This window comes from Arenibacter flavimaris (assembly GCF_030291335.1).
Lineage (GTDB): Bacteria > Bacteroidota > Bacteroidia > Flavobacteriales > Flavobacteriaceae > Arenibacter.
The window spans coordinates 248,390-261,240 of the sequence record NZ_JASWIM010000004.1 but is presented as its reverse complement, the minus strand read 5'-3'; the positions used below and the strand labels follow the sequence as shown (position 1 = coordinate 261,240).

Below are 12,851 nucleotides of genomic sequence, written 5' to 3'. Positions count from 1 at the left end.
TGCAAATCTGTATAAGAATTGCAAAAGTTAAAATTGAAATCCGTTTAATCGAAAAACCTCTGTAACTAACTATATTTCAAATATTTCAAAGAACTATTTTAGATTTTAATGGGACAGTAATGATTTAAACTGTTAAATAAATTAATAAAATCATGTGAGGTCCAGCTTTGGTCAATACAGATTCTTAAAATTTTGTTTTCGGTCAAAGTTTTTGTCTTACTCAAAATTAGTTATTTAATTAAATACAAAGTACGCATGTAGTACGAAGTTACAATATTCCTATATACGCTAATTTAGTAATTTTTGACCGGGTATTTCCAGTTTGAAACTTGATCTTCTACATCGCAACCTAAGCTTTAATTATAGGGGTCTTTGTTTGCTTCCACTTATAGAAACAATACAAATAACATTTGAAACTATATTCTTTTCAATGGAATTGCCAATTCCAGTATCCTGCTCTGCGGAGGATAATGGCTATTCTCAAGATACAGGAAAACAGCTCCCTTTTTTAATTCCCTTTGTTGCTTACCCGTCTGTTTCAAACGGCAGTCCGTTTTCTTTTATAATTTCTTCCAAACATTCCATTTCTTCAAATGGGAGCAACTGTAGAATATGTTCCAATGCCGTTTTAACATTAATATTAGGTTGAGGGATAAGCTTATTGAAATAACTATCAGTATAACTTAAGGTTATGATACAGATTTTCATAATACTGGCAATGTCATAAAGTACATCAGTAAGTCCGGTTACCATAAATTCGGCTTTATAAAAACTTTCAGTTTCACCAGGTCTTAATTTGTATTGCTTTTTATTGATCATGTCACTAATCTTTGCCATAATCAAATCATCTTTCTTAGGAGAATCATTTTTCGTTTCTATTTTTTTGGTATTATTGACCTTGTTGTCCGTTCCATCAATACTTTGTGTGCAATGGTTCAGGTGCTTGTTGTACAAGGTTTCGATCTCTTTGATGAAGTCATTGAATTCAGAACGTATTTTACCGACCTGGACTTCATTTATTTCATATTCATCGCTGTATCTCGCCACACTATAGGCATGTTCCAATAAAAGAAGCAGTTCATTATTGTTGGTTTTTGTTACTTTCAAAAAGGGTTTGAGCATTGGAAAGAACGGTTCACAATATTTGATATGGCTAATGATACTATGGGTAGTTTTGCTTTTGCCCAGACATATTTGTTCAATAAACCGAAAGCTAAGTTCAAAGGCCTGATGCAGGTTGAAGGCAGCAATCCCTAATTGTTTTTCAGAAATAAGTTCGTCAGCAGCTTTAACAAAAGCATTTACTTTCTTCATTTCTGTATTATAATATCTAACAGCCCTTTTAAGTAGAGTGTTCAATGCCAGGTTTTTATAATCCAAAATGATCTCCCCTCCAGAATGGGCAAATAGTGTAAACCCCAAACAACAATGTTCAAGAAAATAGAGACTGCCCCGCTCCAATGCCTTTTCTGAGGTGGCCTCTGTATAAATACGTATTTTAAATTCAGGGAATTCTTTTTCTATTTTGGCAATTAGATTAATGACTTCATTGGGGATAGGGTCAATATTGGCATCTACCAATGCTGTGATAAAATAATACGGATTTTCTCCTTCGATTTGAAGTTCTGATAGAAAAATAATATCGAGGGTCAGTATATTGAGCATGCTATCCAGTAAAGTCGATAGCCTTTCTGCCATTTCAAAATTCGCCGGCACGTTAATGTAGTGGTTCATGATTATAAGTTTTAAGTGTTACCATTGATTTATTATTTGATGAATCTAGACCTTGGATACCCTGCTTTTTATTATATCCCTAAATCCCATACGTTCTCAAACAATACCTTCGTTAAGCCTTAATTCCCCTTCAAGGTGGCCTGTTTTTGAGTTTACAAAAGGCAATTCATTAAAAGGAATGTCAATTTCATCGAAATCATTATGTTTCTTATTAACCCTAAGTATTATATACCTCGTATTGGCATAATTATTTGAAAATATTGGCCATTCGTGATATTTAATGATGGCAGAGGGTTCTTGGCTATTGATAATTTCCTGTATAAGGTTGGAATCCATTTGATTTTCCTCTTTATAAAGTAACATTGCTATTCAGGCGTACCGAACCAAAACTTTTGGTTTTTTACCAAGGAAACGGTGTATCTTACCAATAATGTTTGAGGATTTTCCACTATCTTTACCTACACAACATATAGGATAAGTTATTATATTTGAGATATGAGTACAGCAACAAAATCAAACCATATCGGTAGAAAGATTGGCCGTATTAGGGAATTACGCGGTATGAAACAGGAAGCCTTGGCTTTGGAGCTTGGCATTAGCCAACAGAGCGTTTCTTTAATAGAACAAAGTGAGGCCATTGAGGAGGAAAAGTTGGAACAAGTTGCCAAAGCCTTGGGCGTTACCGCAGAGGCCATTAAGAATTTTTCTGATGAAGCTGTTTTTAACATTATTGGTAATACAGTTACCAATCACGATAATTCTTCACTTTTTGCTTACCAACCTACATTTAATCCTATTGACAAAATTATAGAGCAATCTGAAAAGATTGAAGAACTTTATAAAAAATTGTTAGCTGCTGAAAAAGAAAAAATAAGCTATTTGGAAAAGTTGTTGGATAAAAAATAATACTCTTTTTTACAGAGGTTTCCAAGTTATAAACCATAAGTGATTTCAGAATATACGAGTCGCTTATGGTTTAATTTTTTATTCAATAATGAAGCACTTTGCAACCATCGGGCGCAAAGCAAGATCGTTTTTGTGGCAACAAAAACACATCTTGAATTCCTTCCCCGATGGGTCATAGTTTTTCCGACATCCACCATGCGTTCACATCCTTATAATCCTTGTATAAGTTTGACATGTCACTGCATTTTGGGCTCTGTTCCAATAATATTTCAACTGCTCTTTTACCGGCTTTGTCATTGTCCAGGTAGAGTGCTATGGATACATGTTTTTCAAATAGTCCAGGTATTTTTTCCGAAAAGTTCAGGGAGTTCAAAGTCAATAGATCATTTTCACCCCGTAGTTTGTTATTCTTGTCCAACGGGCTCAATAGGTCTAACTTGCCCTGGGTAATGTTTGGTTTTTGGTTGTTTTTCTTAAAGCATTAATATCGTTGGCGAGCTGGAATTTTTATAATATTTATGACGCTGTTGCTTTCACTATTATTTTTGATATCATCTAGCCTGATCTCATTAATATGTTACTGGTGAAAAGAAAAAGAGATCTGGCCATTATCCAACCAGCCCAATGCTTCCCTTACGGTTGATCTGTTAAGAAGACAAACCAGGTCGATCCCATTGCCCCCTTTCCCTGCCCCATGGTCGTACCATCTGTTCAATGGCCTTGAGACCTTGAAAGAGGCTTGGGTTTCTGACCTGAAAGGACTCAGGAACCAAGCTTCTTTGACCGATGTCCGTGTGGGAAAGTGCCCGAGTTTTGCCAGCGCTTTTTTGATGGGAAAATCCCGGGCTGTTTCACACCGTGTCCTAAATGTTTTTTTCTTTTCATCAGCCGGTTCTTTTTTTGGGTTTTCTCTTACCTTCTTACCTAAGTCCCTGTTTATATAGGTTAGGAACCTAGGTAGTACTGTTTTTGATGTTACCCATCCTACCCTAAAAGGTAGGTTAGGTAATACCTAGGTAACTAGTGGTTAATGTATCCTACCTAAAGGTAGCTCCCGCTGTTGGGGCGGTCATGGCCCATTAGGTAACTAGGTAGGTGCTTTTGCACTTTTTCTAAACTTCCATCTCCAAAGGGCTATTGGTAAACACAGGTTTCGCCAGATACCCGTATACCTGCCGCTAGGGATGTTTCACTCTTTGGACGTTAAATCCGGAGAGGGCAAGACCGAGATTTATCTCGTTCAACTTGAGGTTAAGCCCTTGTATAATAGCCATTGTAAGAAACCGCAGCCCCAGACCCAAGATATGCTTCCATTGCAGCAGTTATATTAATTTCAAATGCTTCTGTAACTTCTGCTGCCGTCATATATAGATTAGTTTTAAATTGGGTATTTGTAATCTATATAGCTTATTATATAACCTGAGCAGTTAATGTAGCCACAACCTGAAAATAGCTATCCTAAGGCAATAAAATATTGAGGTACTCTTGCTGTCAAGGCAATGAAGGTCAGATCAGCCTTTTTAAAAACTCTCGCTTCCAATTGGAAATTTGACAATTGCGTTATCCTTTTTGAACTTCCGACTATCAACAAAGTACCTTGATATTTTTTCCTGTTTCAATATGGATGGTGGAATTGTCTTTATTCTCAAACCTCAATTGAAGATTACTGATATCCTCCGCAAGTTTGGTATCCAGTATTTTGGCGTAATGCTGGGTTGTCTTTAAAGATTTGTGCCCCAGCATTTTACTCACAGATTCAATGGGAACGCCATTGGATAAAGTTATAGTAGTGGCAAAGGTGTGTCTTGCAACATGAAAGGTTAAGTTTTTGGTTATTCCACATAGGTCTGCTATTTCTTTAAGGTAGCCATTTGTTTTTTGATTGCTATAAACTGGTAATAATTGATCCTTGTCACAAGGTATAGAGGAATACTTAGCGATGATTCTTTCGGCAATCGGTAATAGAGGAATACTGCTTAAGGATTTGGTCTTGGTTCGTTTTACTTTAATCCATCGTTTCCCATCTATTCCTATTACAATATCACTTGCAGTCAGTTTTGCAACATCTATATAGGCCAAACCAGTATAACAACTAAAAATGAAAACATCCCTTACCTGTTCCAATCTTGAAATCGAGAATTGTCTTTCCATAAGGGCATTTATTTCTTCTTTGCTTAAAAATTCCTTATCAATTGATTTTGGGCGAAGCTTAAAATTGTAAAAGGGGTCCCTATCGATCCATCCATTGGCATAGGCCTGGCGAATTATCTTTTTGAAGTAGGCTATATATTTTAAGGAAGAATTGTGTGACAGACCTTGAACGGCCTTTAGGTAGTAAATAAAGCTGTTGATGAACTTAACATCTACCTGGTGTATAGGCTGGTCCCCGGAGTTATAGTTCGATATAATAAATTTTTGGAGGTGCTTCTTGGTGGTTTTATAACGTTGAAGTGTCCTAAAGGAAAATTCTCTTCCTACCAATTTTTCCATTCTTTGGTTATGTTCGTCAAACATTTCCAAGATCAATTTTTTATTGGTATTTGCCCCTATAAATTCATCCCTGATTCCTTTTGCCGATATATAATTATTATCATCGTACAAAAACTTTTGATAGATCTCATATATGCGATTTTTAATGATATCCAGTTGACGGTTGGTTTGTTTGGCTTCCGGGGTGTAGCCTATAACCTTGTTCGACTTAGCATCCCACTTGGAAATAGCAACTTTTCTCATGGTACTAACTTCAGCTCTTTTGCCGTTGTACGTTATTCGTAGGTAAATTATGGCCTGAGAGGGGTCACTCACCCCCTTTTTCCGGATATAAAACAGGATTGACAATAGATCTTGCATAATTTTGATTTTTAACCACTTAAATATAGTGAATTAATAACAAAAGCATACGATGTAACATGTTGTATATAAGGTGTTTGTGGTTAATTCGGTGGCACTAAATAATGATTTATTGGTGCCACCGAATGGGACACTTTTTGGATGGTATTAAATGATATTAAATGGGGTTTAATAAAATGAAAAACCCTGTAAATATTGATATTTACAGGGTTTTGATTGAATTTGATATTCAAATCGTACTCGAGGTGGGAATCGAACCCACACTCCGAAGAACTGGATTTTGAATCCAGCGCGTCTACCAGTTCCGCCACTCGAGCAAATTACTATTTTTTAAATTTCAATTTTCTCAGCTGTTCTTTTAACCCCTGATTCATTTGAGACTGCAAAACTAAAAAATATTTTCTTTATAACACCAAAAAAATAACAACAATTATACTTTAGCAACCCAAATTAATTTCTAAATTTGCACCTCCTTATAAAAAGGAGTGCCAATAAACTAATAAACAATACGTTAACAATGCCATATCAAGTGCCAGAGCCTAAAATTTTTACCTGCACCCAAAGTACAAAGCTATCTGAAAAGATAGCCGAACACTTTGGTTCCAATTTAGGCAATGTTATTTTTTCTAGATATAGCGATGGGGAGTTTCAACCATCCTTTGAGGAATCCATACGTGGAATGCGCGTATTTATTATAGGTTCTACAAATCCTAGTTCTGAAAACTTGATGGAAATGTTGTTGATGTTGGATGCGGCAAAAAGGGCATCTGCCAGGCACATAACCGCAGTTATGCCTTATTTTGGGTGGGCCAGACAGGATAGGAAGGACAAGCCCAGGGTTCCTATAGCCGCCAAATTGGTAGCTAAAATGTTGGAGGCCGCAGGTGCTACACGGATTATTACCATGGACCTTCATGCGGATCAAATACAAGGTTTTTTTGAAAAACCGGTGGATCATTTATTTGCCTCTACGCTGTTTTTGCCCTATTTGAATAGTCTAAATTTGAGTAATCTTACTATTGCTTCGCCAGATATGGGCGGCTCCAAAAGAGCCTATGCCTATTCCAAGGCACTTAATTGCGATGTGGTTATATGTTACAAACAAAGGGCACAGGCCAACGTTATTTCGCACATGGAACTTATTGGTGATGTGCAAGGGAAAAATGTGGTTTTGGTAGATGATATGGTAGATACGGCGGGAACCTTGACAAAAGCAGCTGATTTAATGATGGAACGGGGAGCTCTAAGTGTCAGGGCCATTACTACCCATGCACTTCTTTCAGGTGATGCATATGAGAAAATTGAAAATTCGAATTTGTCGGAACTTATTGTTACCGATTCCATCCCACTTAAGAAGGAAAGTAAAAAAATAAGGGTTATAAGCTGCGCAGAGTTGTTTGCGGATGTAATGCACAGAGTGCACCACAATACTTCCATAAGTTCTAAGTTTCTTATGTAAGTAATACCGAATAAAAGAGTAAATTAATTAATATTTAATACATACAATGAAGTCAATTACAATTAAAGGATCAGAAAGAGAAAGCGTAGGCAAAAAAGCAACAAAAGCCTTACGTAATGCTGGAAAGGTTCCTTGCGTTATTTACGGAGGGGAAAAACCATTACACTTTGCAGCAGACGAACTAGCGTTCAAAGATTTAGTGTACACTCCAAACGCACATACTGTTGTGGTTGATTTGGAAGATGGTAAAAAGTTTGATGCTGTTATGCAGGATATCCAATTTCATCCCGTTACCGATAGCATTTTACATGTAGATTTTTATCAGTTGTTCAAGGATAAGGAAGTTACTATGGATATTCCTGTAAGGTTGTTGGGTAACTCTCCAGGGGTTAGAAATGGTGGTAGGTTATTGTTTAGAAAAAGAAAACTTGCCATTAAGGCGTTACCGGACAATTTACCAGATTTCTTCGATGTTGATATTTCTAAATTGAAAATCGGTGGAAATATTTCCGTATCCACATTGTTGAAAGATGAGTTTACCATCCTTCACCCTGAAAATACCGTGGTCGTTCAGGTTAAAGCTGCACGTAATGCTGTCTTGACCGATGAAGAGGATGAAGAAGGAGCAGAGGGAGCAGAAGGAGCAGAAGCTGCTGCAGAAGCATCAGCTGAAGGCGGTAACGAATAGATTTTATCCAAAAAAAAAGTAAAAGCATCCCGTAACTGCGGGATGCTTTTGTATTTTTATGAGTTTCAAAAATAGGGCTATGTTCCAGTTTTTAAATTGGTTTTTTAAATTGAAGGGGGCGTGGTTGGACGAAAAAGACGGCATGAAAAAATTTTTAGTTGTGGGGCTTGGCAATATTGGGGAGGAATACGCCGACACCCGACATAATATTGGGTTTAAAATATTGGATTCCCTATCCGTAGAAGAGGATTTTACCTTTGAAACGGTTAAGTTGGGGGATGTGGGTACCTTTAAGGTCAAGGGTAGAAGTATATTATGCCTTAAGCCATCTACCTATATGAACAGAAGTGGAAAAGCCGTAAAATATTGGATGGACAAGGAGAAGATCCCTCTTGAAAATGTTCTGATCATCACAGATGATATCAATCTTTCTTTCGGAACCATCCGTTTAAAGACCAAAGGTAGTGATGGAGGACATAATGGGTTGAAGGATGTTCAGCACTATCTTCTTACTACCAATTACAATAGATTGAGGTTTGGTGTTGGATCCGATTTTGGGAAAGGTAAACAAATTGATTATGTCTTGGGTGAATGGAGCCAAGAGGAAAAGGATGCCCTGAATGAACGATATGAAAGAGTCAATGCCCTAATTCGATCATTTGTGCTTTCTGGTGTCAATAGAACAATGAACGAATACAATGGCACCTAATAATAAAGCTGGCTTTAGCGAACTTTAAATTCTGAAATACTATTGGTGGCTGTATTTCCTTCCCTGTCCATAGTAGTTATTCTCCAGTAATAAACAGTATTGGCTTCAACACTGACCTTTAGATCGGATTTACCCGATGTTAAGGTGCTTATCAAAGTAGTTGGTGGGGTTTCAGTTGAAAAATATACCTCGTATCCTTCCAGATCATTATCCACATCTGCACCTTCCCATTCCAAAAGAACTTCATTATTAAGGTCTTTGGAGATATTGGTTCCAGTTTTGGGAGATATAACTTCTGCAGGAAAAGGCGCGTGGGTGGTTTCCGCACCTGCATTGAAAAACCGCCAAGTTTCACTGCGGGCCGTTTCTGAAACTTTGGTGTTTTTGGAAACTACCAACCAAGAAAATGGGGCTCCTCTTTCAATAGTTAAATTAGCCGAGGTGCCTTTTACCACAATAGTTTCGGTGGTGTTGGTGTTTAAGTTGGTGGCCCTAAGTTCATAGGATTCCGTATGGTCCGAAGTTTGCCATCTAAATTCCACGATGGAATTATTGGTTCCTGTTACGTTCTGGCCCGTTGTGCATTCCGAGTTTTTTAAGGGAAAGACCAGCTGGGTAGACAAGGGGGGCTTGGGAGAATCTTTACCACCACATCCCACTAGGGCCAAAAAGCATAAAATTATGGCTGTTGGTTTCATCCTTCTATTTTTTTACGACCTTAAAATTACTATTCACACCCTCTCCTTTTACCTTCAGGATATACATACCCTGGGACAGGCCTGTAAAATTAACCTTAATTTCATTGCCATGTAGGGTGTAGTCCTTATTGCCCACCAATTGGCCTGCATAATTAAAAATTTGGGTGTTTACGATATCCGGTCCGTTGTTGATTAAAATGGTAACTTCCTCCTCAAATGGGTTGGGGAATACCACGGGTTTGTCCATGAGTAACAATTGATCCTCGTAGACACCTTGACATGGTAGGTTGGTTGATACCTTAATTTGGTTGATTCCTTGTTTAAGCTCCAATGTAATACTGGATGATTTTGTTTGCGTAACAATACCATTTAATTCAACATTGTACAAGTCGCCCCCTTCCAGGTTCAATATGGTCTGATTCCCCGAAGCCGATAGCTTTGAGGTAACCGATAAGGGTGGAGGTTGTGTAATGATGGCCTTAAAACAATAGGGCTCGTATACCTTGTCATCTTCGGTGCCTACAATACATATTTCATAAGTGCCAGCCGAAAGGCCTTCCCTAAAAAAGAAATTGGTAAAGTTAATGTCCTCATTTATTCCGTTACCGCTAAGGGTAATTTCGTAGTCCATATTAACGTTGGCTACGATACGTAAGGAGCCGTCATTTTGATTGCTACAGGATTCACTGTTGATTTCTACCTCAAAATTGTCTATGGGAAAAATATAAACGGCACATCCGTTTAAATCAACCGTGGCGCCCATGGGAGTGTTGAGGCAGAGGTCATCCCCATCATCAAAAACACCATCTTTATCCTCATCCGCCCTAAAGGTGCCTTCTACACAAATGTCCATGGAAAAGGCATTTAATGTTCCTCCGTCCGAAGCTGCTATATCCTTGACTTCCAATATCCAATCCCCATAAGTAGATTCCCCGTTAAACGCCGCCAAGGAGCCTAGTGGTCTTACCGTGCCCATAATAGCTGGAGTTGTTCCGCATATAAATCCTTCTGCGCTATCATCAAAAGTTGCCAGTATATCCTGATTTCCTCCACAGGAATTGGATACGAGAATTACCCTGGTTCCAGCAGGTGATATAAGGGTTACTTCCAAATCGGCAAGAAAGCTATGGCTAAGGTCTAAATTAACATTTATGTCCGCCACCGGTAGATCGTTCAAAAGGGTGATTTTAGAAGTAATTGTGGGTGCCCCGGTAGTTGATATGTCTATGGGTAGATCCTTGGCAGCTTCCAAGGCACAGTTCAATTCCAGGGTGGTAAAGCTAAAAGCAGGGCCAAAAGTTCCCTCTCCACAACTATTCTTGGGTTTAACCCGCCAATAATAAGTAGTTTCCTCTACCAGATCGGTAGTTATATAGGAGTTGAAAATAACGCTCGCAGTCTCAATAATATTGGTAAAGGCCGCATCATCGGCAATCTCAACATCATAGGAGGTATAGGAAGTATTGGATTCCCATTCCAGTTGCGATGCTATACGTGCAGAAGTAGCGCCATTGGTCGGTAATTGCAGGACCACATCCGTAAATGCAGTTTCCAATATTTTTACATCTATGACAACTTCCTTGGTGACATTTTCTGTAGTGGCCACTATGTTTATGGGGTAATTGCCAGGATTTACCAAATCTGTATTGGAAAAAGTAACGTTCACCGTAGTGCCGTTCACCGCTGTAGAGGTGGGAGAAAAATCAATAGACAATCCCGGGGGCATACCGGTTGCGGAAAAGGTGGCTTCCTCCGTAAACCCATTATAAGTTTGGTAGGTAAAGGGCACAATTAAATCATTGCCTTGGCAAACTTCGTGCTGCAATTGGGTAAAATTAAGCACTATGTCCGATGGTGTAATGGTAAAATTGGAAGCGTTTACCGCTAAAAAGATATTGTCGTGTGCGCTGACCATTATTCGGCCCGTAGGAGTGGCAAATCCAGGGATCAATATATCCTGTTGGCCATCATTGGGCACGCTATCGGCTAATTTTATGGGAAAGGAAGCTCCGCCATTGGCGGAAAAAAAGATGTCTACTTTTTGAGTGTTTACTGGGCCTTGATTGGTTTTTGCCACATCCCAGACAACCTGTTGCCGTGTGCCGGCAGCATAAGTCTCATTGGTAGATTGGGAAGTGATAACAAAGGGCCCTGCATTGTCTATGACCATGACCTTGACCAAGTCCGATGTAACCTGCCCCCCCCCTAGAGCGTTGTCCCTGACAGTAAGTGCAAATTCAAGTTCCCGTTCTACATCGGAAACGGTCTCCCATGTAGTGTTGACATTGGGATTGGTTTGGGTAAGATTGCCCGATACAATACTGCTTAGTTTTGGGAAATATCTGGAAGGTGCTACCGTAGGTTTAAGGGATCTGAAATTGGCCCCACTTAGATTTGTTGGCCCAAAGGTGTTATGGGTAACGATACCATCATTTATTTGTTCCCAATTGTATGTAAGTATATCATCTTCATCCACATCCGTTGCATTGCCTTTTAACCTAAAGGCAGTGGATTTTGGAATGGTATAGTTACCAGTGGGCACTATTTCTGGTGGATTGTTCAGCAAGGAGATCTCCTGGGCACAACTCGTTGTTTTGATATATTCCAATATTTGAAAAATACTGTAATAGTGAAAATAATCATCTCCGTTCAGGGCCACATTATTGTTGCCGGAAATGCCGGCATATCCCATTATGGTTGTTCCGCTTCCTGGTTCGGCCTGTACCAGAGTGCCTTCAGATTCAAAGGACCATGTGTGGTTGGCACCAAACTGATGTCCCATTTCATGTGCCACAAAATCCAGGTCAAAAATGTCCCCTTGTGGAATTAAGGCCGAAGAATAGGCACTTCCTTTTCGGGAATCTATACATACAGAAGCAATAAATCCGGCATTACCTCCATTTTCATCCTTTTGGAACAAATGGCCTACATCGTAGTTTTCGGCACCAATAACCGTAGTCAAGGTATTTTGTACTTCAGAATTAAGATTTGTTCCATAGGGATCAGAATTCTTATCCGTGTAGATTACCTGATCGGTATTGGCCACAATCTCCAAACTGATTCCCAAATCGGTTTCGAAAACTTCATTTACCCGGGTAATGGTAGCATTTATGGCGGCTAGTGCATCAGGTACGGTTCCACCGTGGAACTCGGTATACTCCCCTGTTGCCGAGATGGCCACCCTGAATTTTCTTAATACTTGGCCGTCCACCAACTTTAAAGCGGAAGGTCCTTTGTCCTTTTCTATCAGGGAAGTGGTTTCGCAAATGAAGTTGGTGTTCATCATATAGGCGTCCTTCCTATTGTACACTACATATTCATTGTCCGAATCCGATACTTTTTGCATAAAGGTGGCATTTTTGCTTTCACCGTATACGATCATGCTTTGTATGCCATTTTGGGAAACACTAAATCTTACCCTGTCCTTTTTGTTATTTAAACTTCTGCCCACATATGACTTTATCTGGGGATATTTCTTGGAAAGTTCTGGAGACAGTACGGAGGCTTCATGAACAGCGAAAGGTATCAATTCCCCATCTTCGTTAGGAAAACTTATAGTTTTGGATGATTTTTGGATATGGGTGGCCTTTAGTTCATTGAAAAAAGCTTCCTTTTGCAAAGAAAAGGTAAGGCCGTTATTTACCTTCAACTCCGCCGTTTGTCTTTGGGAATTCCTGCTCCTAGAATCGGCTTTTTGCCAATACTTGGTTTGCCCGAATCCGCAAAAGCAAAGAAAAAATATGGATATTGAAAAAACAAGACGTAATTTTACAACCATCAAGCGGGTATTTGTACAAACTCAAAGAT

10 protein-coding genes and 1 tRNA gene are annotated in these 12,851 nt (G+C 39.0%); 4 read left to right on the top strand and 7 right to left on the bottom strand.

The annotated features are described in order from the left end of the window. Positions 1-525 precede the first annotated feature (525 nt). Positions 526-1,734 carry a HEPN domain-containing protein gene (locus tag QSE00_RS05835; protein ID WP_286105259.1) on the bottom strand — a complete coding sequence of 403 codons (1,209 nt, stop codon included), beginning with the start codon at positions 1,732-1,734 and terminating at the stop codon, positions 526-528. 96 nt (positions 1,735-1,830) lie between these two features. Continuing rightward, entirely contained in the window at positions 1,831-2,070 is a 240-nt protein-coding gene (locus QSE00_RS05830) for a hypothetical protein (protein WP_286105258.1), read from the bottom strand. A gap of 159 nt (positions 2,071-2,229) precedes the next feature. On the opposite strand from QSE00_RS05830, the gene QSE00_RS05825 reads away from it, so the two are divergent. Beyond that, entirely contained in the window at positions 2,230-2,640 is a 411-nt protein-coding gene (locus tag QSE00_RS05825) for a helix-turn-helix domain-containing protein (protein WP_286105257.1), read from the top strand. A gap of 172 nt (positions 2,641-2,812) precedes the next feature. Here the strand turns inward: QSE00_RS05825 and QSE00_RS05820 are convergent, their stop codons facing one another. The 3 genes from QSE00_RS05820 to QSE00_RS05810 all read right to left on the bottom strand — a co-directional run bounded on the left by QSE00_RS05820 (position 2,813) and on the right by QSE00_RS05810 (position 5,807). Then, positions 2,813-3,091 carry a toprim domain-containing protein gene (locus QSE00_RS05820; protein ID WP_286105262.1) on the bottom strand — a complete coding sequence of 93 codons (279 nt, stop codon included), beginning with the start codon at positions 3,089-3,091 and terminating at the stop codon, positions 2,813-2,815. 1,133 nt (positions 3,092-4,224) lie between these two features. After that, positions 4,225-5,490 (bottom strand): site-specific integrase, encoded by a 1,266-nt coding sequence (locus QSE00_RS05815; RefSeq protein ID WP_286105256.1) that lies wholly within the window; start codon positions 5,488-5,490, stop codon positions 4,225-4,227. A gap of 237 nt (positions 5,491-5,727) precedes the next feature. Continuing rightward, positions 5,728-5,807: transfer RNA gene (locus tag QSE00_RS05810), tRNA-Leu, on the bottom strand. A 200-nt stretch (positions 5,808-6,007) separates the two neighbouring features. Here QSE00_RS05810 and QSE00_RS05805 point away from each other — a divergent pair. The 3 genes from QSE00_RS05805 to pth all read left to right on the top strand — a co-directional run bounded on the left by QSE00_RS05805 (position 6,008) and on the right by pth (position 8,346). Continuing rightward, positions 6,008-6,949, top strand: a complete 942-nt coding sequence (locus tag QSE00_RS05805) for a ribose-phosphate pyrophosphokinase (protein WP_110355154.1) — start codon at positions 6,008-6,010, stop codon at positions 6,947-6,949. Between the two features lie 46 nt (positions 6,950-6,995). Further along, positions 6,996-7,637: a 50S ribosomal protein L25/general stress protein Ctc gene (locus QSE00_RS05800; protein WP_110355098.1), complete on the top strand. Its 642-nt coding sequence runs from the start codon at positions 6,996-6,998 to the stop codon at positions 7,635-7,637. 79 nt (positions 7,638-7,716) lie between these two features. Next, positions 7,717-8,346: an aminoacyl-tRNA hydrolase gene (pth, locus tag QSE00_RS05795; protein ID WP_286105255.1), complete on the top strand. Its 630-nt coding sequence runs from the start codon at positions 7,717-7,719 to the stop codon at positions 8,344-8,346. Positions 8,347-8,360: 14 nt separating this feature from the next. On the opposite strand, the gene QSE00_RS05790 is transcribed toward pth, so the two are convergent. Beyond that, on the bottom strand, positions 8,361-9,044 hold the full coding sequence (locus QSE00_RS05790) for a hypothetical protein (protein WP_286105253.1): 684 nt from the start codon (positions 9,042-9,044) through the stop codon (positions 8,361-8,363). A gap of 4 nt (positions 9,045-9,048) precedes the next feature. After that, positions 9,049-12,822, bottom strand: coding sequence for a reprolysin-like metallopeptidase (locus QSE00_RS05785; RefSeq protein ID WP_286105252.1), 3,774 nt, complete (start codon positions 12,820-12,822; stop codon positions 9,049-9,051). Between the last annotated feature and the right edge of the window lie 29 nt (positions 12,823-12,851).